24 protein-coding genes are annotated in these 23217 nt (G+C 56.9%); 16 read left to right on the top strand and 8 right to left on the bottom strand.

Annotated elements, in window-relative coordinates:
• Nucleotides 1-321 precede the first annotated feature (321 nt).
• The 7 genes from ACOI6Z_RS25225 to ACOI6Z_RS25195 all read left to right on the top strand — a co-directional run bounded on the left by ACOI6Z_RS25225 (nt 322) and on the right by ACOI6Z_RS25195 (nt 7230).
• Complete coding sequence (locus ACOI6Z_RS25225) at nt 322-1113, top strand: class I fructose-bisphosphate aldolase (protein WP_002889868.1); 792 nt, start codon at nt 322-324, stop codon at nt 1111-1113.
• Nucleotides 1114-1127: 14 nt separating this feature from the next.
• Complete coding sequence (locus tag ACOI6Z_RS25220; RefSeq protein WP_064158511.1) at nt 1128-1679, top strand: glycerol-3-phosphate responsive antiterminator; 552 nt, start codon at nt 1128-1130, stop codon at nt 1677-1679.
• A gap of 20 nt (nt 1680-1699) precedes the next feature.
• On the top strand, nt 1700-3238 hold the full coding sequence (locus ACOI6Z_RS25215) for an FGGY-family carbohydrate kinase (protein WP_065813157.1): 1539 nt from the start codon (nt 1700-1702) through the stop codon (nt 3236-3238).
• A gap of 11 nt (nt 3239-3249) precedes the next feature.
• Complete coding sequence (locus tag ACOI6Z_RS25210; protein WP_004204674.1) at nt 3250-4011, top strand: SDR family NAD(P)-dependent oxidoreductase; 762 nt, start codon at nt 3250-3252, stop codon at nt 4009-4011.
• 16 nt (nt 4012-4027) lie between these two features.
• Nucleotides 4028-5023 (top strand): 2-hydroxyacid dehydrogenase, encoded by a 996-nt coding sequence (locus ACOI6Z_RS25205; protein WP_064158510.1) that lies wholly within the window; start codon nt 4028-4030, stop codon nt 5021-5023.
• 88 nt (nt 5024-5111) lie between these two features.
• Entirely contained in the window at nt 5112-6374 is a 1263-nt protein-coding gene (locus ACOI6Z_RS25200; RefSeq protein ID WP_064158509.1) for a PTS galactitol transporter subunit IIC, read from the top strand.
• A 217-nt stretch (nt 6375-6591) separates the two neighbouring features.
• Nucleotides 6592-7230 (top strand): glutathione S-transferase family protein, encoded by a 639-nt coding sequence (locus ACOI6Z_RS25195; RefSeq protein WP_064158508.1) that lies wholly within the window; start codon nt 6592-6594, stop codon nt 7228-7230.
• 40 nt (nt 7231-7270) lie between these two features.
• Here the strand turns inward: ACOI6Z_RS25195 and ACOI6Z_RS25190 are convergent, their stop codons facing one another.
• Nucleotides 7271-8020 (bottom strand): SAM-dependent methyltransferase, encoded by a 750-nt coding sequence (locus tag ACOI6Z_RS25190; protein ID WP_065813156.1) that lies wholly within the window; start codon nt 8018-8020, stop codon nt 7271-7273.
• Nucleotides 8021-8077: 57 nt separating this feature from the next.
• On the bottom strand, nt 8078-8335 hold the full coding sequence (locus tag ACOI6Z_RS25185; RefSeq protein ID WP_032453046.1) for a YjhX family toxin: 258 nt from the start codon (nt 8333-8335) through the stop codon (nt 8078-8080).
• Between the two features lie 467 nt (nt 8336-8802).
• On the opposite strand from ACOI6Z_RS25185, the gene glaH reads away from it, so the two are divergent.
• From glaH to csiR, 6 genes are all read left to right on the top strand, one after another.
• Entirely contained in the window at nt 8803-9780 is a 978-nt protein-coding gene (glaH, locus tag ACOI6Z_RS25180; protein ID WP_044521136.1) for a glutarate dioxygenase GlaH, read from the top strand.
• 27 nt (nt 9781-9807) lie between these two features.
• Complete coding sequence (lhgO, locus tag ACOI6Z_RS25175) at nt 9808-11076, top strand: L-2-hydroxyglutarate oxidase (protein WP_032453044.1); 1269 nt, start codon at nt 9808-9810, stop codon at nt 11074-11076.
• A gap of 23 nt (nt 11077-11099) precedes the next feature.
• Complete coding sequence (gene gabD / locus ACOI6Z_RS25170; RefSeq protein ID WP_023288516.1) at nt 11100-12548, top strand: NADP-dependent succinate-semialdehyde dehydrogenase; 1449 nt, start codon at nt 11100-11102, stop codon at nt 12546-12548.
• 12 nt (nt 12549-12560) lie between these two features.
• A complete protein-coding gene (gene gabT, locus ACOI6Z_RS25165) occupies nt 12561-13844 on the top strand; it encodes a 4-aminobutyrate--2-oxoglutarate transaminase (RefSeq protein WP_065813155.1) in 1284 nt (427 codons plus the stop codon).
• Between the two features lie 135 nt (nt 13845-13979).
• Entirely contained in the window at nt 13980-15380 is a 1401-nt protein-coding gene (gene gabP / locus ACOI6Z_RS25160) for a GABA permease (RefSeq protein WP_032453065.1), read from the top strand.
• A 45-nt stretch (nt 15381-15425) separates the two neighbouring features.
• Nucleotides 15426-16118 carry a DNA-binding transcriptional regulator CsiR gene (csiR, locus tag ACOI6Z_RS25155; protein WP_023288513.1) on the top strand — a complete coding sequence of 231 codons (693 nt, stop codon included), beginning with the start codon at nt 15426-15428 and terminating at the stop codon, nt 16116-16118.
• Nucleotides 16119-16215: 97 nt separating this feature from the next.
• On the opposite strand, the gene crl is transcribed toward csiR, so the two are convergent.
• The 3 genes from crl to gpt all read right to left on the bottom strand — a co-directional run bounded on the left by crl (nt 16216) and on the right by gpt (nt 18480).
• Complete coding sequence (gene crl / locus ACOI6Z_RS25150) at nt 16216-16614, bottom strand: sigma factor-binding protein Crl (protein ID WP_060591687.1); 399 nt, start codon at nt 16612-16614, stop codon at nt 16216-16218.
• Nucleotides 16615-16671: 57 nt separating this feature from the next.
• Nucleotides 16672-17916 carry an esterase FrsA gene (gene frsA / locus ACOI6Z_RS25145; RefSeq protein WP_023288512.1) on the bottom strand — a complete coding sequence of 415 codons (1245 nt, stop codon included), beginning with the start codon at nt 17914-17916 and terminating at the stop codon, nt 16672-16674.
• Between the two features lie 105 nt (nt 17917-18021).
• Nucleotides 18022-18480, bottom strand: coding sequence for a xanthine phosphoribosyltransferase (gene gpt / locus ACOI6Z_RS25140; protein WP_002889733.1), 459 nt, complete (start codon nt 18478-18480; stop codon nt 18022-18024).
• Nucleotides 18481-18737: 257 nt separating this feature from the next.
• Between gpt and pepD the strand changes: the two genes are divergently transcribed.
• Nucleotides 18738-20195, top strand: coding sequence for a cytosol nonspecific dipeptidase (gene pepD, locus ACOI6Z_RS25135; protein ID WP_023288511.1), 1458 nt, complete (start codon nt 18738-18740; stop codon nt 20193-20195).
• Nucleotides 20196-20240: 45 nt separating this feature from the next.
• On the opposite strand, the gene ACOI6Z_RS25130 is transcribed toward pepD, so the two are convergent.
• Both ACOI6Z_RS25130 and dinB read right to left on the bottom strand, forming a co-directional pair.
• The gene (locus ACOI6Z_RS25130; RefSeq protein ID WP_065813153.1) at nt 20241-20687 is read right to left on the bottom strand and encodes a GNAT family N-acetyltransferase; all 447 of its coding nucleotides are present in this window, start codon (nt 20685-20687) and stop codon (nt 20241-20243) included.
• A gap of 2 nt (nt 20688-20689) precedes the next feature.
• Nucleotides 20690-21745, bottom strand: coding sequence for a DNA polymerase IV (dinB, locus tag ACOI6Z_RS25125; protein ID WP_065813152.1), 1056 nt, complete (start codon nt 21743-21745; stop codon nt 20690-20692).
• A 159-nt stretch (nt 21746-21904) separates the two neighbouring features.
• On the opposite strand from dinB, the gene ACOI6Z_RS25120 reads away from it, so the two are divergent.
• Together ACOI6Z_RS25120 and ACOI6Z_RS25115 are read left to right on the top strand one after the other, a co-directional pair.
• Nucleotides 21905-22765, top strand: a complete 861-nt coding sequence (locus tag ACOI6Z_RS25120; protein WP_032453039.1) for a glycerophosphodiester phosphodiesterase family protein — start codon at nt 21905-21907, stop codon at nt 22763-22765.
• 8 nt (nt 22766-22773) lie between these two features.
• The gene (locus ACOI6Z_RS25115; protein ID WP_131096065.1) at nt 22774-22989 is read left to right on the top strand and encodes a hypothetical protein; all 216 of its coding nucleotides are present in this window, start codon (nt 22774-22776) and stop codon (nt 22987-22989) included.
• 11 nt (nt 22990-23000) lie between these two features.
• On the opposite strand, the gene nqrM is transcribed toward ACOI6Z_RS25115, so the two are convergent.
• Nucleotides 23001-23216 (bottom strand): (Na+)-NQR maturation NqrM, encoded by a 216-nt coding sequence (gene nqrM / locus ACOI6Z_RS25110; protein WP_065813151.1) that lies wholly within the window; start codon nt 23214-23216, stop codon nt 23001-23003.
• Nucleotide 23217 lies beyond the last annotated feature (1 nt).

Below are 23217 nucleotides of genomic sequence, written 5' to 3'. Positions count from 1 at the left end.
GCGTTATTGCCTGGTTTTTTAAGGGTTCGGTTTCTGTATTTAACCCGGCACTTTTCACGTTATACAACATATTGATGTGATGAATCTCTCATTTCAACGACACCAACTGGACAGTAAGTTATCGCGTGTGTTAGTTATTTAATCACGCAAGAGAACAGATTTAATTTAAACAAAAGTTAAACCTTTCTCACTTTGCTAAAAAATTGCATTGATAATGCTTTGGATTCCCGAACCATTATCAAAAGGGTATGTGAACAGAAAGCCCTCAGAGACGCGAGTCTCTGAGGGCTTTTTTTTGTTTTTTATCTCAGGAGTAAATAAATGTCTAAAGAACGTCGTCTCTCAAGAATATTCGCAAAAGATGGTAAATCCGTGACCTTAGCGCTGGATGGCTACTATTTTTCCACGAAAACAAATGGTATTGATAATACGATAAATCAGCTCCCTGCTCTGGTGGAACACGGCCTGGATTGCGCGCTCGTCACGTACGGCATGTTGAAGAATTATCGTGAAGCGCTGAACAGCGTTCCCGTTGTGTTACGCGTCGACAGCACGGTCAGTATCTTTGACAATACCGTTCCCGATACTACCCCCGTTTTTTCCGTCGAAGATGCGCTTAAAGTCGCTGCCGAGGGAGTGGTCTGCATGACCTTCCCCGGCGCCTTCAATGAAGAAAAAACCCACATTATGGCGATGCAACTCGCGCAGGCAGCGGATCGCTGGAACGTACCGCTGATTGTCGAATCGCTCCCGTATGGTTATCCCGTCACCAGCGATGACTCTAACAACCCGGCGATCATCGCTGCATCGGCCCGCGCAGCGGTGGAGCTGGGCGCGGACGTCATCAAAACGCGTTTTACCGGTTCACCAGAGGACCGACTGATCGTTGAAGCTGCTGGCGTGCCGGTGCTTGCCTTAGGGGGGCCAAAAACCGGCATCGATGGTTACTTCAAATTTGTTCAGCACTGTATGCAGATGGGTGCGAAAGGCGTGGCTGTGGGACGAAACATTACCCAGGATCCGCAGCCGGCGAAAGTGGTAGCAGGTCTGAATGCCATCATCCATGAAAACGCAACAGCGGAAGATGCATACAGCCTCTACATGGCTAAATAACATCGGAAATTAATATGATTTTAAATAACACCATCATCCCTTCCATCAGGAAGTATAAATACTTTGAGAAAGCATTAACCTGCCAGTCAGAATATGTGCTGCTATCCGAAGCGAATATCGGCAATCTGCAGTCGCTGATTGGCAAATGCCATCAAAGCGGTAAGAAAGCCCTCGTTCACCTTGAATTACTGGGTGGTTTCAAACCGGATCAGGCGGGGATCAATCTACTGAAAAATTATTACAAGGTTGATGGTGTTATTTCTTCCAATCTCTCCGCGCTACGCTACGCCAAAAAAGAGGGATTGCTGACCGTATATCGGGTTTTACTTATCGATTCGCGATCGCTTGATCAGTCGCTCGATATTGTTAAACACAGTCCACCGGACGCAATTGAAATCTTACCTGCTGAATATGCCTGCCAGTGTCTGGAGTTGATTAGCCGAAATTTGAAAGGCTTTGATGTGGTATTCATCGCCGGAGGCTTTGTTAAGCGCAAATACCTTGTAGATAAAATATTCCATGCCGGATTTAAAGGGATAACCACCAGCGAGCCCGGCTTATGGTAACCAATAAGGAGTCCACGCGAATGAAAGATGAATACGTCATGGGCATCGACAATGGTGGAACCTTCACCAAGGCAGCCATCTATGACCGTAAAGGACAGGTGCTCGCGATCGCCTCAAAATCCACGCAGATGCTGACACCCCGGGAATTCCACACAGAGCGCAGTATCGATGAGCTGTGGGCCGCTAATGTCGAAGTGATTAAAAAAGCGATTGAGCAATCAGGTATCGATGCCAGCCAGATAAAAGGAGTGGCCGTCACCGGTCATGGTAACGGTCTGTATCTGGTTGACGATGAAGGTCACCCGGTGCGTAACGGCATTATATCCACCGACAGCCGGGCAAAAGAGTACGTTGAGAGATGGCAACGCTCGCCAGAATTCCTTACCGACATTTTGCCAAAAACAATGCAGTCCATCTGGGCCGGACAACCTGTCGCCTTGCTGGCATGGCTGAAGGACTTCGAGCCCGAGACGCTGCAAAAAGCGCGTTATATTTTTATGGTCAAGGACCTGATCCGTTTTTACCTGACCGGAGAGGCTTTTCTTGAGCTGACCGATATCTCAGGCACCAACCTGATCAACGTACGTGACTGCAAGTATGACGATGAACTACTGGCATGGTGGGGACTTGATGAACTGCGGGACAAATTGCCCCCCATCAAACGCTCAACGGAATGCTGCGGAAAAATCACTGACGACGTGGCCCGTCTGACCGGTTTATGCGCAGGTACGCCGGTTTCTGGCGGGGTGTTTGATATCTCGGCCTCTTCCATCGCCTCGGGGATCAACAGTCTCAATAAGATGGCGATCGTCACCGGCACCTGGAGCATAAACGAATACGTTACCGACCACCCGGTTATTGATAAAGATCTGTTTATGACCTCCATTTATCCCATTGAGGGTAAATGGCTCATCACCGAGGCCAGCCCCACCTCCGCGAGCAACCTGGAGTGGTTTATTAACAACTTTATGGAGAGCGATCGGGAAACCTCCGCCGAACAAGGATCGTCGGTCTATGACCTGTGCAATAAGCTGGTTTCGTCAACGACGCCGGATGAAAGCCACCTGCTGTTCTTTCCGTTCGTGTTTGGCTCTAACACCATTCCCGACGCCTCGGCCGGCTTTATCGGTGTAAACAGCTTTCATAAAAAAGCCCATTTTCTGCGGGCGATTTATGAGGGAGTGGCCTTTAGCCATCTCTACCACACCGAGCGTTTGCGCAATATTAACCCGAAGTTAAGCCGCACAATTCGTATTGCTGGCGGTGTCACGAACTCCCCGGTCTGGCTGCAGATATTCGCCGATATCTTCCAGGCCACGCTGGAAATCGTTGACGTCAAAGAGCACGGGACCCTGGGTACCGCGATGACCGCAGCCGTCATGGTGGGCTGGTTTGCAGAGGTATTTGCTGCCTCAAACGAAATGGTCCATGTCTCACGCACCGTCTCCCCTAATCCGGAAAATCACCGGGTCTACCAGACCAAATATCAGCTTTATAAAAACCTGTTATCAGAAATGCAGTCGCCGTGGAAAAGCTGCAGCAACTACATCGCGCACTAAGTGAGGAAAAAATGGATCTGAATTTAACGAATCGTACGGCCATCGTGACAGGCGGCGCAACCGGCCTGGGGAAAGAGTTTGTTCTTTCGCTCGCCAAAGAAGGCGTCAATATCTGCTTTACCTATATGCGGGAAGAAGAGCATCCCGAACGGCTGATCGAAACGGTGAAGGCCAGCGCGAACGTAGAGATCATCGCGGTTAAAACCGATCTCTCTGACGAACAGAGCCGGGAAAATCTGTTTGCCACCTGTATCGACAGACTGGGCAAAGCCGACATTCTGGTAAATAACGCCGGGATCTGGCTGAGCGGCTACGTCACCGAGATCAGCCCGCAGGACTGGGATCTGGTGATGAATGTCAATCTGAAAGCCATCTTCCATCTCAGCCAGCTGTTTGTAAATCACTGCCTGCAGCATGACCAGATGGGCAGCATTCTGAATATTACCTCGCAGGCCGCGTTCCACGGCTCCACGACGGGACATGCGCACTACGCGGCAAGTAAGGCCGGCCTGGTCGCCTTTGCTATCTCTCTGGCACGGGAAGTCGCCAAACAAAAAATCAATGTGAACAATATCGCCGTCGGGATCATGGATACTGCGATGATCCGTAAGAACATTGAGCAAAACCCTGACTATTACGTCAGTCGTATTCCGGTGGGCCGCGTGGCCCAGCCGCAAGAAATTGCCGACATCGGAGTCTTCATGGTTTCTCCTAAGACCAGCTATATGACGGGAGCAACTCTGGACGTTACCGGCGGTATGTTGATGCGTTAATCTAGGGAGAATCATTATGAAATGTCTGGCAATTGCCGATCTGTTTATCAATGCAGCGATGATGGAATCAGGACTGAAAGCGCTCAGGGATAAGGGAATTGAAGTAGAAATACGCGAGTGGTCACATGACTCCGTTGAGAAACTTCAGGAAGATAATCTGCGGGTTGAACAGGAAGGAGCAGAAGCGGTGGCCTTACCGGAAGCGCTGCTTCAGGGAATGGATGATATTGACATCCTGATCACTCAGTTTGCCCCCGTCAATACTGCGGTGTTCGATAAACTACCAAAGCTGAAATATGTAGGCGTGCTCCGCGGTGGCGTGGAAAACGTGAATCTTCAGGTGGCGAACGCCCGGGGCGTTGAGGTGATAAACACACCGGGGCGTAACGCTCGCAGCGTCGCCGAATTCACGGTCGGCATGATCCTGGCGGAAATGCGCAATATCGCCCGTTCACACGATGCCCTGCGTGACAAATACTGGCGTAAAGACAGCCCGAACCATCAGGCGATCCCGGAGCTTGGCGGAAAAGTCGTGGGGCTGGTTGGCCTCGGTCATATTGCCCAACTGGTCGCGGGATTTCTCAGTGGCTTTGGCACGGAGATTATCTTTTACGATAAGTACGTTGCAGACCATGAACGTTATGAGAAAGTCGATTCTCTGGACGAACTGGTACAACGCGCCGACGTTATCTCGTTACATGCTCGCCTGACGCCGGAAACCGAAAATCTGATTAACGCACACCATTTCGCGCTAATGAAGCGCAGTGCCATCATTGTTAACACGGCACGCTCCGGGTTAATCAATGAAAAAGAGATGATTGATGCGCTCAGATCCGGGCAAATCATGGGCGCCGCGCTTGATACCTTTGATGACGAGCCACTCCCTGACGACAGTGCATTCTATACACTGAATAACGTGACCATTACGCCGCATATTGCCGGGAGTACCATTGACGCATTCAGTAATTCGCCCAAACGCTTCGCTGAGATCCTTTTAAAGAAACTCAGTTAAATACTAAAAGAACCATTAAAGGTATTAACAGGGCCCAATGGGCACGGGTTAACTCGTGCCCAATTCGCCCGCCTTTTAAGGAATCATTATGGATATTATCAACAGCATTATTAGTCTGGGGGCATCAGTAATGATGCCAGTAATATTCTTTATTATCGCGCTTTGCTTTGGCGTTAAAATCGGTACGGCATTTAAAGCAGGGATGCTGGTCGGCATTGGTTTTGAAGGGGTGGGGCTGGTGATTGGCCTGCTGCTGACAAACCTGGGCCCGGCATCGCAGGCGATGGTTGAGCGTATCGGCCTGCAGTTAACGGTCGTTGATACCGGTTGGCCTACCGCATCGACTATTGGCTGGGGTTCGCCGCTGATGCTGCCCGTCATGGTGGGCTTTATCGTCATCAACCTGGCCATGCTTCTGTTGAAATTAACCAAAACGGTGAATATCGATATTTTTAATTACTGGATTTTCCTGATCATGGGGTCTGTGGTCTATGCCGGAACGGGAAATTACTGGCTTTCTGTCGGTATTACTTTCGCTATTTTTGTGTTGACGCTATTGGCCGCAGATTTAACGGCGCCGTATTTACAAAAAAACTATAATCTTAAAGGGATATCATTCCCACATCTTACCTGTATAGCTTACGTGCCGTTTGGCATTGCCTGTAATTACATCATTGATAAGATCCCGCTCATCAATAAAATCAATTTCGATCCGGAAAGTATTAATAAAAAATTCGGCGTTTTTGGCGAGCCTCTTACCCTGGGGTTTGTGCTGGGACTGCTGTTGGCTTTCCTGGCTGGATATGACATTTCCGCTGCCGTTTCACTGGCCATTAAGGTTTCAGCCGCCATGCTGCTGCTGCCGAAAATGATTGAAATTCTGGTGCAGGGATTGTTGATTGTCCGTGATGCCGCTGAAGCAAAACTGAAGGCTAAATTTCCGGGGCGCGATTTTTACATCGGGATGGATACGGCGTTATTGATCGGTGAACCTTCGGTACTGGCGACCGGTCTGCTGTTAATCCCTATGGCTGTGGTGCTGTCTATCATTCTGCCCGGCAACCGCGTACTGCCCTTTGTCGATCTGGCTTCGTTAATGTTCTTGCTGGCAATGGTCACGCCGTTCTGTAAACGAAATATGTTCCGCATGTTCATAACCGGAACCCTGATCGTGACCTGCATCCTGTATGTCGGGACGGACATTTCGCAAGAATATACTCAGGCGGCGGTGAACTCACATATTCCGGTACCGGAAGGGATGGCCGAGATCACCAATATCGTCGGCGGCGCCACGACGCCTGTCGGCTGGCTGGCCGTCAAATTTGGCGAGTTTTTTAGCGCCACACCTTAGTACAAGACCACTTAAGTAAACAGAGGGCAAACTGTTGCCCTCTGTTTCTTCCTCTCATTCTGTGCGCTGAATAGCTGGCTCAGCGACGCTCCTGGTTTGAACATCTGACCAGCGCATCCGCCCCCTGCGCGGCGAGGTGGCTTATTTCTTTTATGATCCCTCCCGTTTTCAACCCTACCTGCTATGCTCCTTCTTTCCCTGTTCACAGGAGATCCCGATGCTGACTATCTGGGGCCGAAAAACTTCCTCTAACGTGCAGGCGCTGATGTGGTGTGTTGGCGAGCTTGGGCTGGACTATCTCCGCTTCGACGTGGGCCATCGCTATGGCGGTACCGACAGCGAGGCGTTTTATCAGCTCAATCCCAATCGTACGGTGCCAGTGCTGCAGGATGGCGATAATCCGCCGCTGTGGGAAACCGGCGCGATCCTTCGCTATTTAGCCAGTCGCTACGCCGACGACGCCTTCTGGCCGGGCGACCTGCTGGCTCGTACTGAGATTGATCGCTGGGCCGAGTGGTCAAAGCAGAATATTGCCCTCGGCTTTACGGCGCCGGTGTTCTGGCGCGTGGTGCGCACGCCCGCCGCCGAGCGGGATCCGCAGGCCATCGCCGCGGCGGTGACGGCCCTGGAGCAAAAGCTGACGATTGCCGAGGAACGTCTCGCCGGCAGTCGCTATCTGGCGGGCGATACGCTCACCCTGGCCGACATCCAGTTTGGTCATGTGCTGTACCGCTACTTTGCAATCGATATCCCCCGTCGTCCCCTCCCCCATCTTGCGGCCTATTATGCACGGCTAACCGCACGGCCCGCCTTTCGCCAACACGTCATGGTCAGCTACGACGAGCTGAAGGTCTGAAGATGGTCGGTCGCGCCTCCCGACGCTACCGACACGCTGGTTAACGCGCCATCAGGACAAACACGCCCCAGCCGAGATATTCCCGGGTCCAGGTGACATGGTGCAGCGGCGCGGTGGTCAACTGCTGGCGAACCTCCGGCGCGAAGTCATCGTGCGGATTGGCCTCCAGCCAGCGGCGCATCGTCAGCCATTTCGCCGCTTCATAACGATCCCAGCCCTCCTGGTCCGCCAGCACCATCTCCACTACGTCATAGCCCAGTTCGCCGAAGTGGGCGACCAGCGCCGGCAGCGTCAGGAAGTCGTCGGGAGAGTGCGCGCCGCAGGCAACCGCCTCTTCCGCCGTGGCGGGGCGTTTGCGCCACCATGGCTCGCCGATCAGCAGCATACCGCCTGGGTTAAGGCTCTGCTTCAGCAGCGCAATCGTGCCTGCCACGCCGCCGCCGATCCACGTTGCCCCCACGCAGGCGGCAATATCGCACGGCCGACTGGCGACATACCCGCTGGCATCCTGGTGCACAAAGGTCACCCGGTCGCTCACCCCAAGCGCCTCTGCCCGGGCGGCCGCCTGCTGGCTGAACAGCAGGCTCATGTCCACCCCGGTGCCGACGATCTGATGATCGCGCGCCCAGCTACAGAGCATCTCTCCGGAGCCGCTGCCGAGGTCAAGAATGGAAGCGCCCGGCGCCATTCGCAGCGCCCGCCCCAGCATGGCGTACTTTTCCGGGGTAAAAGGGTTATGAATACGGTGTTCGCTTTCACTGATAGTAAAAATGCGAGGGATATCGATCATGGTTTTTTCTCCTTGAGAGCCATACGCCCGGGCAGCGACCCTGCCCGGGTCGCTGTATCAGCGGTTGTCCGCCTGCGCGCGAACGTTGGTCAAACCGGTGGTGTTGATCCGGTACGGCTGGCCATTCACCGACTTAATCAGCTTCTTGGTTTTGAGCTTTTTGAAGACCGCGAGGGTGCAGTCGCTCAGCAACAGCCCTTCCCGGGTGTAGCATTCGACGGCGGTAATGCGGCCGGAGGTATCGCGGACGTGCGCAATACGGCCACCTTTGGCGAGTACGTGTAAGGTCCGTTGTTCCTGACGGGATAAATTCATACTGAAACCTGTTCATTATCATGTGCGAAAACATGCCTACACCCGCAGGTGTGTGCGTAAGGTTTAAGCGCAGCGATAATCAGTCCGGCCTGGGCAGGTCGGGAAGCTGATTATCTGATAATGACATTCTCCAGCATCGAAGCCTCGGTGAGCATTGAAAGGTATTTACCGGCTGAATGTTAACACCTTCATCTGGTAAGGGTATTGCACAGATTAAAAACTGTGATCGGCGTTATGATTTACCTTCACCCTCCCCCGGCATTTTGCCTTTTCCGCCACCCGCTTTGTTCCACAACGTTAACCACCGCCTTATCTCCCTCGCATTGTTAAATAATTGTTGGTAGATCACAAAATAGAAACAAAAAGGCCATTCCGTACGCATTTTATAAAAATGTAGATATTTTTAATTTATGGCTACGAAATGAACATCACCCTGACCTTCCATTCCATTGCGAGGAACGATCCTGATGAACGCCCTGACCGCAGTAAAACCGACATCCGCGCCGTTAGCTCAACACTTCCCTGGCTTTACCGTCGCCCCTTCCGCCCAGTCGCCGCGCCTGCTGGAGCTCACCTTTTCCGCCGACACCACCGCCCAGTTTCTGCAGCAGGTCGCGCAGTGGCCGGTGCAGGCGCTGGAGTACAAATCTTTCTTACGCTTCCAGGTGGGCAAGATCCTCGACGATCTGTGCGGCAACCAGCTGCAGCCGCTGCTGATCAAAACGCTGCTCGACCGCGCGGAAGGCGCGCTGCTGATCAACGGCGAAGGGATCGATAACGTTAGCCAGGCCGAGGAGATGGTCAAGCTGGCCACCGCCGTGGCGCACCTGATTGGCCGTTCCAATTTCGACGCCATGAGCGGCCAGTATTACGCCCGTTTCGTGGTGAAAAACGTCGATAACTCCGACAGCTATCTGCGCCAGCCGCACCGGGTGATGGAGCTGCACAACGACGGCACCTACGTCGAAGAGCAAACCGACTATGTGCTGATGATGAAGATCGACGAGCAGAACATGCAGGGCGGCAATTCCCTGCTGCTGCATCTCGACGACTGGGAGCACCTCGACGAATTCTTCCGCGACCCGCTCGCCCGCCGCCCGATGCGCTGGGCCGCGCCGCCGAGCAAAAACGTCAGCAAAGATGTCTTCCACCCGGTATTCGACGTCGACCAGTTGGGTCGCCCGGTGATGCGCTATATCGACCAGTTCGTCCAGCCGAAAGATTTCGAAGAAGGCACCTGGCTGAGCCGCCTCTCCGACGCGCTGGAGACCAGCAAAAACATTCTTTCTGTACCGGTTCCGGTAGGCAAATTTCTGTTGATAAACAACCTGTTCTGGCTGCACGGCCGCGACCGCTTTACGCCGCACCCGGACCTGCGCCGCGAGCTGATGCGCCAGCGCGGCTACTTTGCGTATTCCACGAATCATTACCAGACTCATCAATAAGGGTTTTCAGGCGAAGGAATTGAGCGGATGTATGATTTCGTGATTATCGGCGGCGGCATCATCGGCATGTCGACCGCCATGCAGTTAATTGAGATTTACCCGGACGCCCGCATTGCGCTGCTGGAAAAAGAGGCCGGCCCGGCCTGCCATCAGACCGGCCATAACAGCGGCGTGATCCACGCCGGGGTGTACTACACGCCCGGCAGCCTCAAGGCGCAGTTTTGCCTCGCCGGCAACCGCGCCACCAAAGCCTTTTGCGAGCAGAACGGCATCCGCTACGACGTCTGCGGCAAGATGCTGGTCGCCACCTCGCCGCTGGAGATGGAGCGGATGCGCGCCCTGTGGGATCGCACCGCCGCCAACGGCCTGCAGCGGGAATGGCTGAGCGCCGGGGAGCTGCGCGAGCGCGAACCGAACATCAGCGGACTCGGCGGGATCTTCGTCCCTTCCAGCGGCATCGTCAGCTATCGCGACGTGGCGGCGGCGATGGCGAAGAACTTCGAATCGAAAGGCGGCGCCATCGTCTACAACGCCGAAGTCAGCGCCCTGAAAGAACACGCCAGCGGCGTGGTCGTCCACACCCGCCAGGGCGGCGAGTATGAAGCCTCGACGCTGATTACCTGTTCCGGGCTGATGGCCGATCGACTGGTGAAAATGCTCGGCGTCGATCCCGGGTTTATCATCTGCCCGTTCCGCGGGGAGTATTTCCAGCTCGCTCCGCAGCACAATCAGATCGTCAACCATCTGATCTATCCGATCCCCGATCCGGCGATGCCGTTCCTCGGCGTCCACCTGACCCGCATGATCGACGGCAGCGTCACCGTCGGCCCCAACGCCGTGCTGGCCCTGAAGCGCGAAGGCTATCGCAAGCGCGATATTTCGCTGGCCGATACCCTGGAGATCCTCACCTCGCCCGGCATTCGCCGGGTACTGCAAAACAACCTGCGCTCCGGGCTGGGCGAAATGAAAAATTCGCTGTGCCGAAGCGGCTATCTGCGGCTGGTGCAGAAATACTGCCCGAGCCTGACATTGCGCGATTTGCGCCCGTGGCCGGCCGGCGTGCGGGCGCAGGCGGTATCGCCGCAGGGCAAACTGATCGACGATTTTCTCTTCGTCACCACCGCGCGTTCCATTCACACCTGTAACGCGCCGTCACCCGCGGCGACGTCGGCTATCCCGATCGGCGCGCATATCGTCAGCAAGGTGCAGACCCTGCTGGCCAGCCAGAGCAATCCCGGACGCACGCTGCGTGCGGCACGTAGCGTGGAGACACTACACGCCGCTTTTACCCGTTAACCCCCTGAAGACAGGAAGCGATTATGCAACTCAACGATATGACTCTGTTTCGCCAGCAGGCGCTGATTGATGGTCAGTGGCGCGATGCGCCCAACGGCGACGTGATTGCGGTGACCAACCCGGCCAACGGCGAGCAGCTCGGCAGCGTGCCGAAAATGGGCGCTGACGAAACCCGACAAGCGATCGAAGCCGCTAACCGCGCCCTTCCCGCCTGGCGCGCCCTCACCGCCAAAGAGCGGGCGAATATTCTGCGCCGCTGGTTCGATCTCATGCTGGAGAACCAGGACGATCTCGCCCGTCTGATGACCCTCGAGCAGGGGAAACCGCTGGCGGAAGCCAAAGGCGAAATCAGTTACGCCGCCTCCTTTATTGAATGGTTCGCCGAAGAAGGTAAACGCATTTACGGCGACACCATTCCGGGCCACCAGGCCGACAAGCGCCTGCTGGTGATTAAGCAGCCCATCGGCGTCACCGCCGCCATCACCCCGTGGAACTTCCCGGCGGCGATGATCACCCGCAAAGCGGGCCCGGCGCTGGCCGCGGGCTGCACCATGGTCCTGAAACCGGCCAGCCAGACGCCGTTTTCCGCGCTGGCGCTGGCCGAACTGGCGAATCGCGCCGGGATCCCCGCCGGGGTGTTCAACGTCGTCACCGGCTCAGCCGGCGCGGTCGGCGGCGAACTGACCAGCAACCCGCTGGTACGCAAGCTCTCCTTTACCGGCTCGACCGAGATTGGCCGCCAGCTGATGGAGCAGTGCGCGAAAGACATCAAAAAAGTCTCCCTGGAGCTGGGCGGCAACGCGCCGTTTATCGTCTTCGACGATGCCGATCTCGATAAAGCCGTCGAGGGGGCGCTGGCGTCGAAGTTCCGCAACGCCGGGCAAACCTGCGTCTGCGCCAACCGCCTGTACGTCCAGGACGGGGTGTATGACCGTTTCGCCGAGAAGCTGCAGCAGGCGGTGGAAAAACTGCGCATCGGCGACGGCCTGCAGGAGGGCGTCACGACCGGCCCGCTGATCGACGAGAAAGCCGTCGCCAAAGTTGAAGAACACATTGCCGACGCCATCGCCAAAGGCGCAAAGGTGGTCACCGGCGGCAAACCGCACGCCCTGGGCGGCAACTTCTTCCAGCCCACCATCCTGGTCAACGTGCCCGACAGCGCCAAAGTGGCGAAAGAGGAGACCTTCGGCCCGCTGGCCCCGCTGTTCCGCTTTAAAGATGAAGCCGACGTCATTGCCCAGGCCAACGATACCGAGTTCGGTCTCGCCGCCTATTTCTACGCCCGCGATCTGAGCCGTGTGTTCCGCGTCGGCGAAGCGCTGGAGTACGGCATCATCGGCATCAATACCGGAATTATCTCCACCGAAGTCGCCCCGTTCGGCGGCGTTAAGGCCTCCGGCCTCGGCCGCGAAGGGTCGAAGTACGGCATAGAAGACTACTTAGAAATCAAATACATGTGTATTGGCCTTTAACAGGAGTGACGGATGAACAGCAATAAAGCAATGATGGCGCGTCGCAACGACGCGGTCCCGCGCGGCGTCGGCCAGATCCATCCTGTCTTCGCCGAGCGCGCGGAGAACTGCCGGGTGTGGGACGTCGAAGGGCGGGAATATCTCGATTTTGCCGGCGGTATCGCGGTGCTCAATACCGGCCACCTGCATCCGCAGATTGTCGCCGCCGTGGAGGACCAGCTGAAAAAGCTGTCCCATACCTGCTTCCAGGTGCTGGCCTACGAGCCCTACCTGGCGCTGTGCGAAAAGATGAACCAGAAGGTGCCTGGTGATTTCGCCAAGAAAACCCTGCTGGTGACCACCGGGTCGGAAGCGGTGGAGAACGCAGTGAAGATCGCCCGCGCGGCAACCGGGCGCAGCGGCGCGATCGCCTTCACCGGCGCCTATCACGGCCGCACTCACTACACCCTGTCGCTGACCGGTAAAGTGAATCCATACTCCGCCGGTATGGGATTAATGCCGGGTCACGTCTATCGCGCCCTCTATCCGTGCGCGCTGCACGGCGTCAGCGATGAAGAGGCGATCGCCAGCATCCATCGTATCTTCAAAAACGATGCCGCGCCGGAAGATATCGCCGCCATCATTATCGAGCCGGTGCAGGGTGAAGGCGGATTCTATGCCGCCTCCCCGGCCTTTATGCAGCGCCTGCGCGCCCTGTGCGACGAGCACGGCATTATGCTCATCGCCGATGAAGTACAGAGCGGCGCGGGCCGCACCGGTACCCTGTTCGCCATGGAGCAGATGGGCGTCGCGGCGGATATCACCACCTTCGCCAAATCCATCGCCGGCGGTTTCCCGCTGGCGGGCGTCACCGGCCGCGCGGAGGTGATGGACGCCATCGCCCCGGGCGGACTGGGCGGCACCTACGCCGGCAACCCCATCGCCTGCGCCGCCGCCCTGGCGGTATTGCAGATTTTCGAGCAGGAGAATCTGCTGGAAAAAGCCAACCAGCTCGGCGATACCCTGCGCCAGGGCCTGCTGGCGATCGCAGAAGATCATCCGGAGATCGGCGACGTGCGCGGTCTGGGAGCGATGATCGCCATTGAGCTGTTTGAAGAGGGCGACCACAGCAGGCCGAACGCCAGGCTGACGGCGGATATTGTCGCCCGGGCGCGCGACAAAGGTCTGATTCTGCTCTCCTGCGGACCGTACTACAACGTGCTGCGCATCCTGGTGCCGCTGACCATCGAAGAGGCGCAGATCAAGCAGGGGCTGAAGATCATCGCCGACTGCTTTACCGAGGCGAAACAGGCATAGCACACCAGACATGCGGACACGAAGTACGTTAGTAAGGGAATAAAGACGAGACCTGCAAAACAACAATAATACGCGTGCCCCGGCGCGGGAATGTCGGGGCGCTCTCCCAGGTGACACACTTCGAGAGGGTAAATGATGGGGCAACTGTCGCAATCACAGGATTTAGGGGCGGGGCTGAAGTCGCGCCACGTCACGATGTTATCTATCGCCGGGGTGATCGGCGCGAGTTTATTTGTCGGATCCAGCGTCGCCATTGCCGAGGCGGGCCCGGCGGTGCTGCTGGCCTATCTGTTTGCCGGACTACTGGTGGTGATGATTATGCGTATGCTGGCCGAAATGGCGGTCGCCACGCCGGATACCGGCTCCTTTTCCACCTACGCCGATAAAGCCATCGGCCGCTGGGCGGGGTATACCATCGGCTGGCTGTACTGGTGGTTTTGGGTATTGGTTATTCCGCTGGAAGCCAATATCGCGGCGATTATTTTGCATTCATGGGTGCCGGGCGTCCCGGTGTGGTTGTTCTCTCTGGTCATCACCCTCGCCCTCACCGGCAGTAACCTGCTGAGCGTCAAAAACTACGGCGAATTCGAGTTCTGGCTGGCGCTGTGCAAAGTGGTCGCTATTCTGGCGTTTATCATACTGGGCGCGGTCGCCATTACCGGCTTTTATCCGTATGCCGAAGTGAGCGGCATTTCGCGCCTGTGGGATCACGGCGGCTTTATGCCCAACGGCTTCGGCGCGGTGCTGAGCGCGATGCTGATCACCATGTTCTCGTTTATGGGCGCGGAGATTGTCACTATTGCCGCCGCCGAATCGGATACCCCGGATAAACATATCGTGCGCGCCACCAACTCGGTGATCTGGCGTATCTCTATTTTTTATCTGTGCTCGATCTTTATCGTCGTCGCCCTCATCCCATGGAATATGCCGGGGCTGAAGAGCATCGGCTCCTACCGCTCGGTGCTCGAGCTGCTGCATATTCCCTATGCCAAGCTGATTATGGACGGCGTGATCCTCCTGTCGGTCACCAGCTGTCTGAACTCGGCGCTGTATACCGCCTCGCGGATGCTCTACTCCCTGAGCCGCCGCGGCGATGCGCCGGCCTTCATGGGGCGGACCAACCGCAGCAAAACGCCGTACGTGGCGGTGCTCCTCTCCACCGGCGCGGCGTTCCTCACCGTGGTGGTGAACTACTACGCGCCTGCCAAGGTGTTTAAATTCCTCATCGACAGCTCCGGCGCCATCGCCCTGCTGGTCTATCTGGTGATCGCCGTTTCGCAACTGCGGATGCGTAAAATCCTTCAGGCGCAAGGCGGCGAGATCCGTCTCAGAATGTGGCTCTATCCGTACCTGACCTGGCTGGTGATCGCCTTTATCACCTTCGTGCTGGTGGTGATGCTGTTCCGTCCGGCGCAGCAGCTGGAGGTGATCTCTACCGGCCTGTTAGCATTGGGAATTATTTGTACGGTACCGATTATGTCGCGCTGGAAAAAGCTGGTATTGTGGCAAAAACTGCCGCTGCAAAATACGCGTTAACCCTGTTCCCGGCCCCCGCCGGGAAGAGTATTCAGGAGTAAGATCATGACCGCCATTTCCCAGGCGACGGCCATTGACGGGTACCGTTGGTTAAAAAACGACATCATCCGCGGGGTCTACCAACCCGATGAGAAGCTACGGATGAGCCTGTTGACCTCGCGCTATGCCCTGGGGGTCGGTCCGCTGCGCGAGGCGCTTTCGCAGCTGGTGGCCGAGCGGCTGGTGACGGTGGTCAATCAGAAAGGCTATCGGGTGGCGCCCATGTCGGAACAGGAGCTTCTCGATATCTTCGACGCGCGCGCCAACATGGAAGCCATGCTGGTGCGCCTCGCCATCGAGCGCGGCGGCGATGAGTGGGAGGCGGAGCTGCTGGCCCGCGCCCATCTGCTCAACAAGCTGGAGTCGTGCGAGGCAAGTGAGCGCTTACTCGATGAGTGGGACCAGCGCCACCAGGCGTTTCACACCGCCATCGTAGCCGGCTGCGGTTCGCAGTATCTGCTGCAAATGCGCGAGCGGCTCTTCGATCTGGCAGCCCGCTACCGTTTTATCTGGCTGCGCACCACCGTCCTGTCGGTGGAGATGCTGGAAGATAAGCATGTCCAGCATCAGACCCTGGTGGACGCTATTCTGGCGCGCGACGCCGAGCAGGCCAGCGCGCTGATGCGCGAGCACTTACTGACGCCGATCCCGATTATTCAGCAGGCGATGGCCGGCAAACTGCAGCCGCAGGCAGTGTGAGTCAGGTGGCGGGGTGGAGAGTGCGGGTGGGGCGGCAAAGTCTTCGTCACGCTCCTCCACGCCGCACGGGCGTGGAGAAATCGTATCTGTAGATCAATCAGGCGCGCAGGCGAACCGGCTCGCTGAAATCGTCGGCCGGTTCCAGCTTCAGATTAAAGGTGGTCAGCAGCGCTGCGGCGCGCTCGTGAAACTCGCGCAGCGTTTTTTCCAGTCTGTCGCTCACTTCCGGGTCGTCAATGTCGACCGCCTGCCATGCCCCTTCTTTATTGAACAGGCCAAACTGGTAGCTATAGGTGAAACGTGACTCTTGTGCTTCCATTTCCATCCACCAGCCCCAGAATTCACGCTTCTCCGGTGCGGGCTTAACGTTGACGCAAACTGCCAGGCAATCGAAAAAGAAACGGTTGTCATGGCACTGCTCTTCGCGAATGTAAGGCCCTAGCGCCGTGAATTTCTTGATCAACTTACTTTTCAGGTGTCCACTCGGTAACGTCATTGCGATCTCCTTTAGTGATGCAACTGTTTTACCAAACCAATAGAATTTAGCAATAAATTAACCAAATCTATGGTTGATCCAGCGGGCGATCTGTCGCAATGCGTGATCAAAATTGCGATACACCGGGTTAAACGGGATCTCCAGCAGTTTGCCATCGGCAGATGACGAGGTGATTAACCGCGACTCCTCTTCGGGGCTGAACGGATCGTCCTTCCAGAAGCCGGAGAGCATCGGCGTCGGGCAACGGCGTCCCAGCAGTCCCTGGGTTTTTAACGAGTAGCGGTTGAGCTCCACGCGCAGCGCTTCATCGGACGCGTCATGCATGCCCAGCCGCGAGGCCAGCACGTCGAGGTACATTTCCGGCACGCGCCCCTGATGCAGAGGATCCACCAGCAGACCGTGGACCACCGGCCCCAGACAGGCTACGGCCTTCAGCCGCTGCGGCTCCAGGTAACCGAGACGCACCGCGATATTGGCGCCAAAACGGAAGCCGAAGGCGGCGACCCGGGTATGGTCGATCCATGGCACATTTTCCAGATGGCGCAGCGCGTGCTGATGCAGCAGGCTGGTGTCCTGATTCAGCGTCCATTTTGACGAGAAGCCAATGGAGGGCATATCAATGGTCAGCATGGCAATGCCGAGCGGTGAGAAGTAGTTCTCATACAGGTTGTAATAATCCGTCTGCAGCGAGTCCAGCCCCCCACACATCAGCACCGTCGGAAACGGCCCCTCGCCTTTCGGCATATGCAAAAAGCCAGTGATCGGCGAACCGCCAGGGATGGTGAACTCCAGCTCGCGCAGGGCGCCAGGCAGCCGCTGGGCGGCCTCTTCATACGCCCGGTTGGCTAAAGCCTGCGCCTGTTCCGCCAGCTCATCGCCTTTAATATGCGGATAAGCGGCAATGCTGTACAGGTTCGAAGCATGCAGCCAGTGGCGGCCGCTCAGCAAAGGATCGGCTTCCTGCCCGGCCTTTTGCTGCCACTGCATCGCCTCTTTCGCCCACTCAAAGATCCAGTTGCCGCCGCGATAGCCGATGACGGTATCGAACAGCTCGGGATCCGTTCGTTCGGCCTCGCTCATCACAATGCGCGCTTGCACATCAAGGATCTCTTGCGGGGTTACGCCGCGCCAGATCCACATTAAGCGATTGATCAGACGGTACCAGTGTTCGACGTGATTGCCGCTCAGCGCTGACTGCATCGCCTGGGGTTTTCCAGCAGAAAACCGGCGCACCAGCGTAGAGGTTTCGGGATGTTTGAAGCGAGGTTTAAACAGCGTTTCGCTGAGGTTAGCCTGTGACATGTGCAGTCTCCGTCGTAGTGCCACTCCGGATATTGTAACCTGCTATAGGATAAAAAAAACCACGCCCGGCAAGCCGGGCGTGGTAAATAGCACTGTCCTGAAGAATTAACGACCTGCGATAGGCGGTACAAACACCACGCCCATATCCCACGGCTGTTCAATCCAGGTATCCTGCGGAATATCAACCACGTAATCATCCACCAGCGGACGGCCTGCCGGTTTGGCGAAAATGGTGACGAAGTGCGCTTTGGGATACATTTCGCGGATCGCCACGGCGGTCCCGCCGGTATCCACCAGATCGTCGATAACGATAAAGCCTTCGCCATCGCCTTCCGCACGTTTCAGTACTTTCAGCTCGCGCTGGTTATCATGGTCGTAGCTGGAGATGCATACGGTATCAACATGACGAATGCCCAGTTCACGCGCCAGTAAGGCTCCCGGTACCAGTCCACCGCGGCTAACGGCAATAATGCCTTTCCATTGCTCAACCGGCAGCAGACGGCTGGCCAGTTTGCGGGCGTGAATCTGCAACATGTCCCAGGTGACGACGTATTTTTCGCTCATGTGAAGTGTCCCAGCCTGTGTAATACGGCTTAAATAATGTTCGAGGGGGAAAATGGTTGCGCGAGATTATAGAGATCTGACGCACTAAAAACCAGTGTTAAGCGGTTTGCGCAACGCTTTTTGCGTTGTTTACACTACCTGCGGCGGTGGAAAGTGGTATTCTCACCCCCATCGCGCAAGCCCGGGCTTGTTGTGTATTTTAACGCTAACCCTCGTCCTGCAACCGCTGTATGCAGGAGTCTGTAAGGAGACTTACCGTGTCTGAACTGTCTCAACTATCCCCGCAGCCGCTTTGGGATATTTTCGCCAAGATTTGCTCCATCCCGCACCCGTCCTATCACGAAGAACAGCTCGCCGAGCACATTATGGGTTGGGCAAAAGAAAAAGGCTTACACGCGGAACGCGACCAGGTTGGCAACATTCTGATTCGTAAAGGCGCGACTGCCGGTATGGAAAACCGTAAGCCGGTAGCGCTGCAGGCGCACCTCGATATGGTGCCGCAGAAAAATAACGACACCGTCCACGACTTCGCCAAAGATCCGATCCAGCCGTACATTGACGGCGAATGGGTGAAAGCGCGCGGCACCACGCTGGGCGCGGACAACGGTATCGGGATGGCGTCCGCACTGGCGGTACTGGCCGACGACAGCGTCGCTCACGGCCCGCTGGAAGTGCTGCTGACCATGACCGAAGAAGCCGGTATGGACGGTGCCTTCGGTCTGCAGGCCAACTGGCTGCAGGCCGATATCCTGATCAACACCGACTCCGAAGAAGAAGGCGAAATCTATATGGGTTGCGCCGGCGGGATCGATTTCACCTCTAACCTGGCGCTGACCCGCGAAGCGATTCCGGCCGGTTTCCAGAGCTTTAAAGTGACTTTAAAAGGGCTAAAGGGCGGCCACTCCGGCGGTGACATCCATCTCGGTCTGGGTAACGCCAACAAGCTGCTGTCGCGCTTCCTTGCCGGTCATGCCGATGAGCTGGATCTGCGTCTGGTCGATTTCAACGGCGGTACGTTGCGCAACGCCATCCCGCGTGAAGCGTACGCTACTGTCGCCGTCGCCGCGGATAAAGCCGATGCGCTGAAAGCGCTGGTGAATACTTACCAGGCGCTGCTGCAAAACGAGCTGGCGGCCAAAGAGAAGAACCTGGCGGTGCTCCTGGAAGCGGTAGAGAACGACAAAGCGGCGCTGACTCAGGCCTCCCGCGACGGTTTCATCCGCCTGCTGAACGCCACGCCGAACGGGGTTATCCGCAACTCTGACGTGGCGAAAGGCGTAGTAGAAACCTCGCTGAACGTCGGCGTCGTCACCATGACCGATGACAACGTGCAGATCCACTGCCTGATCCGCTCGCTGATCGACAGCGGCAAAGACTATGTGGTCAGCATGCTGGAATCTCTGGGTAAACTGGCGGGGGCGAAAACCGAAGCCAAAGGCGCTTACCCTGGCTGGCAGCCGGACGCCAACTCGCCGGTGATGCACCTGGTGCGCGAGACTTACCAGCGTCTGTTCAACAAGACGCCGAACATCCAGATCATCCACGCCGGCCTGGAATGCGGCCTGTTCAAAAAACCGTATCCGGAGATGGACATGGTCTCCATCGGGCCAACCATTACCGGTCCGCACTCCCCGGATGAGCAGGTCCATATCGAGAGCGTCGGCCAGTACTGGACGCTGCTGACCGAGCTGCTGAAAGCCATTCCGGCTAAATAAGCACCACCACCGGCGGCAGCCCGCCGCCGGTTTCTCCCCCTCACCTTAGCGTCCCGCGCTTTCCATCCGGTAGTTAATAAACCACTCCCCGCGCGCCGCCACCCGCTGCTCAGCCACCACCTTAAAGCCATGGGCCGTAAAACAGGGTCTCGCGGTAATGCTGGCGTCCACCGTCAGGATTTGCGCAGGATACTGAGCGCAGAGCGCCTCGATAAGCGCGCCGCCGATACCCTGCCGGCCGTGATCCGGCGAGACAAAGAGCAAATCGATATGCGTCCCAATGGCGGTGATAAAGCCAACCGGTTGACTCTCTATCTCCGCCACCAGCCCGTTTGCATCAGCCAGCTTTTGCCGCCAGCGTGTCTCATCCACCTGCGCCCAGGCCGCAATCTGCGCCGGAGTATAGTTCCGGCAGGCCGTTTCCCGCACCGCGCGCAGGAATATCCGACAGAGCAGTGGTAAATCGTTGTCGCGGTAAGGACGAATGTGCATGGTTAAATCCCTAATAAAAGCTGCCTTTCCAGCTGCGGATCGAGGAGCGTCACGTGGAGCCCAACCAGGCGCACGCCACGTCCGCCGCGGCGCTCATCCCAGGCCTTGCGCGCGGTGGCAATCAGATCCGCTTTGTTCAGCTGCGGCCAGACGTGCTCCTGGGTGGTCAGCTGGAAGTCATTGAATTTCAGTTTAATACCCTGACGGGCGATCAGCAGGTCCGGTTTGACCTTCGCCAGCCGGCGCTCCAGTTCGGGATAGAGATTTTCGATAATCGCTTCGCACTCTGACCATTCATGGATATCTTCCGCTAACGTCCGCTCCACTCCCACCGACTTGCGCTGCCGGTCGTTATGGATTTCCCGCTCATCAATCCCGTGGCTGCGCTCCCACAAAATACGGCCGAATTTACCGAAGCGCTTAAGCAGCATGGCCAGATCGCTGTTCTGCACATCGCCGCAGGTACGCAGGCCCATATTTTCCAGCTTCGCCGCCGATACCTTCCCGACGCCGGGTATTTTCGCCAGCGGCAGCGCCCGTACAAACTCAGCCACCTCATGGGGAGCGATAACGAACTGGCCGTTGGGTTTATTCATGTCGGAGGCGATTTTGGCAAGAAACTTTACCGGCGCTACCCCCGCCGAGGCGGTGAGGCGCAGCTCCCGTTCGATGGTTTCGCGGATCTCCTGGGCGATCAGGGTGGCCGACCCGTGACAATGCACGCTGTCGCTGACATCAAGATAGGCTTCATCCAGCGACAGCGGCTCAATGCGCGAGGTATAGCGGGAGAAAATTTCGCGGATATGGTTCGAGGCTTCTTTGTAGGCATCAAAGCGGCCGGGAAGCAGCGTGAGATGCGGGCACAGCTTGAGCGCCGTCGCCGTCGGCATGGCGCTACGCACGCCAAACTTACGCGCAGGATAGTTCGCGGTACTAATCACGCCACGCTGTACCCGACTGCCGCCTATCGCGAGAGGTATATCGCGCAACGCCGGGTTGTCGCGCATCTCCACCGCCGCAAAGAAACAGTCCATATCGACATGGATAATTTTACGCATCGTCAGACTCAACACTGTATACCCATACAGCATAGCAAAACTCGCTGCGAATTTTATGCTTTTTTTATTTCATCGCCCAGAAAAGCGGTTAAAACATAAAACTGCAATAAATTATGTTTATTTTCATAATGTTAACCGATAAATCTGGAAGATATAATCATGAAGAAAATACTTACCGCACTTTGCCTGCTGGCCTCCGCCGGCGCCTGGGCCGCCCCGCAGCTGATTGCCCATCGCGGCGGCACCGGCGATGCGCCAGAAAATACCCTGCCGGCCATTAAGCTGGCGCTGGAGAATAACGCCGAGGCCATCTGGGTCACGGTGCAGTTAAGCCACGACGGCGTGCCGGTGCTCTACCGGTCAAGCGATCTTTCCGCATTGACCAATAGCGAGGGCAACGTTTCCAGTTTGACCGCCGCCGAGCTGGCGAAAGTCGATGCCGGCTGGAAATGGGGTGATGACAGCCACCCCTGGCGCGGCAGGCAGGCCACCATTCCCACGCTGCAAGCCGTTTTGCAGCAATGGCCGCACACGTTCTTCTACATCGACATTAAATCTCCGGATGCCGACCCGACCGTGATGGGCGAGCGCCTGCTTGCGGTGTTAAAAGCTACGCACAGCCTCGATCGCGTGCGGGTCTATTCCACCGAAGACCGCTATATCGCCGCGCTGCCGCCGGCTATTCCCCGCTTCGTCACCCGCAGCGAAACCCGCACCAGACTTGCCAGCATTTCGCTCAGCCATCAGTGCCAGCCTGCCAGCCAGCGCGAAGGCGAGCAGTGGTATGGGCTGGAGCTGAAGCGCAAGGTAGAGGTGGTGGAGAAATTCACCCTTGGGGAAGGGGTCTCCCCGGCGACGCTCACCTGGGATAAAGAGGCGATGGATTGCTTCCGCTCGCAGGGTAAAGCGCACATTATCTTCTTCGGCATCAACAGTGCGGAAGATTACCGCACGGCGAAAGAGCTGGGCGCTGACGGCGTGATGGTCGATTCCCCGGCGCAGGCGAAAAGCTGGCAGTAAGGGAGTCAATGGCTAAAAAAGGCCGCGAAAGCGGCCTCACGTTGCTGGCATGTTGTTGCCGGGTGGCGGCTACGCCTTACCCGGCCTACAAAACCGAAGCAGCAGACCCGGCAAGCGCAGCGCCACCGGGCACGGAGCCGCTTTATGCCGGGTGGCGGCTGCGCCTTACCCGGCCTACAAAACTGAAGCAGCAGGTCCGGCAAGCGCAGCGCCATCAGGCCTAAATGGCCAAAGATTACAAAATGCGCCGCTGGTGGCGCTGCGCCTCGCGGGCGAGACGTTTCTTACGCGCGTCGCAAGGCTCAGGACAGTCGCAGACTTTCTCCAGTCCCAGCGAGGAGATCCCGCCGCAGCTGCCCTGAATGCTCTTGCGCTTCACCAGGTAGCCCAGCGACATCCCGAGGATCACCAGCGCAAAAATCACAAAGGTTGCGACAAACACCGTCAGCATC

This window comes from Klebsiella sp. C239 (assembly GCF_048822715.1).
GTDB classification, from domain to species: Bacteria; Pseudomonadota; Gammaproteobacteria; order Enterobacterales; family Enterobacteriaceae; genus Klebsiella; species Klebsiella quasipneumoniae.
The sequence above is the reverse complement of the archived record's forward strand: the minus strand, read 5'-3'. Positions and strand labels throughout refer to the sequence as shown.

Excerpts from the sequence above, each read along its gene's own strand:
- ACOI6Z_RS25205 (WP_064158510.1), top strand. The coding sequence starts at position 4,028 with ATGAAATGTCTGGCAATTGCCGATCTGTTTATCAATGCAGCGATGATG.
- ACOI6Z_RS25220 (WP_064158511.1), top strand. The coding sequence starts at position 1,128 with ATGATTTTAAATAACACCATCATCCCTTCCATCAGGAAGTATAAATAC.
- gpt (WP_002889733.1), bottom strand. The coding sequence starts at position 18,480 with ATGAGCGAAAAATACGTCGTCACCTGGGACATGTTGCAGATTCACGCC.
- gabT (WP_065813155.1), top strand. The coding sequence starts at position 12,561 with ATGAACAGCAATAAAGCAATGATGGCGCGTCGCAACGACGCGGTCCCG.
- ACOI6Z_RS25200 (WP_064158509.1), top strand. The coding sequence starts at position 5,112 with ATGGATATTATCAACAGCATTATTAGTCTGGGGGCATCAGTAATGATG.
- frsA (WP_023288512.1), bottom strand. The coding sequence starts at position 17,916 with ATGTCACAGGCTAACCTCAGCGAAACGCTGTTTAAACCTCGCTTCAAA.
- ACOI6Z_RS25190 (WP_065813156.1), bottom strand. The coding sequence starts at position 8,020 with ATGATCGATATCCCTCGCATTTTTACTATCAGTGAAAGCGAACACCGT.
- ACOI6Z_RS25120 (WP_032453039.1), top strand. The coding sequence starts at position 21,905 with ATGAAGAAAATACTTACCGCACTTTGCCTGCTGGCCTCCGCCGGCGCC.
- ACOI6Z_RS25215 (WP_065813157.1), top strand. The coding sequence starts at position 1,700 with ATGAAAGATGAATACGTCATGGGCATCGACAATGGTGGAACCTTCACC.
- lhgO (WP_032453044.1), top strand. The coding sequence starts at position 9,808 with ATGTATGATTTCGTGATTATCGGCGGCGGCATCATCGGCATGTCGACC.
- ACOI6Z_RS25195 (WP_064158508.1), top strand. The coding sequence starts at position 6,592 with ATGCTGACTATCTGGGGCCGAAAAACTTCCTCTAACGTGCAGGCGCTG.
- dinB (WP_065813152.1), bottom strand. The coding sequence starts at position 21,745 with ATGCGTAAAATTATCCATGTCGATATGGACTGTTTCTTTGCGGCGGTG.
- csiR (WP_023288513.1), top strand. The coding sequence starts at position 15,426 with ATGACCGCCATTTCCCAGGCGACGGCCATTGACGGGTACCGTTGGTTA.
- ACOI6Z_RS25210 (WP_004204674.1), top strand. The coding sequence starts at position 3,250 with ATGGATCTGAATTTAACGAATCGTACGGCCATCGTGACAGGCGGCGCA.
- ACOI6Z_RS25225 (WP_002889868.1), top strand. The coding sequence starts at position 322 with ATGTCTAAAGAACGTCGTCTCTCAAGAATATTCGCAAAAGATGGTAAA.
- nqrM (WP_065813151.1), bottom strand. The coding sequence starts at position 23,216 with ATGCTGACGGTGTTTGTCGCAACCTTTGTGATTTTTGCGCTGGTGATC.
- crl (WP_060591687.1), bottom strand. The coding sequence starts at position 16,614 with ATGACGTTACCGAGTGGACACCTGAAAAGTAAGTTGATCAAGAAATTC.
- ACOI6Z_RS25130 (WP_065813153.1), bottom strand. The coding sequence starts at position 20,687 with ATGCACATTCGTCCTTACCGCGACAACGATTTACCACTGCTCTGTCGG.
- gabP (WP_032453065.1), top strand. The coding sequence starts at position 13,980 with ATGGGGCAACTGTCGCAATCACAGGATTTAGGGGCGGGGCTGAAGTCG.
- glaH (WP_044521136.1), top strand. The coding sequence starts at position 8,803 with ATGAACGCCCTGACCGCAGTAAAACCGACATCCGCGCCGTTAGCTCAA.
- ACOI6Z_RS25115 (WP_131096065.1), top strand. The coding sequence starts at position 22,774 with ATGGCTAAAAAAGGCCGCGAAAGCGGCCTCACGTTGCTGGCATGTTGT.
- gabD (WP_023288516.1), top strand. The coding sequence starts at position 11,100 with ATGCAACTCAACGATATGACTCTGTTTCGCCAGCAGGCGCTGATTGAT.
- ACOI6Z_RS25185 (WP_032453046.1), bottom strand. The coding sequence starts at position 8,335 with ATGAATTTATCCCGTCAGGAACAACGGACCTTACACGTACTCGCCAAA.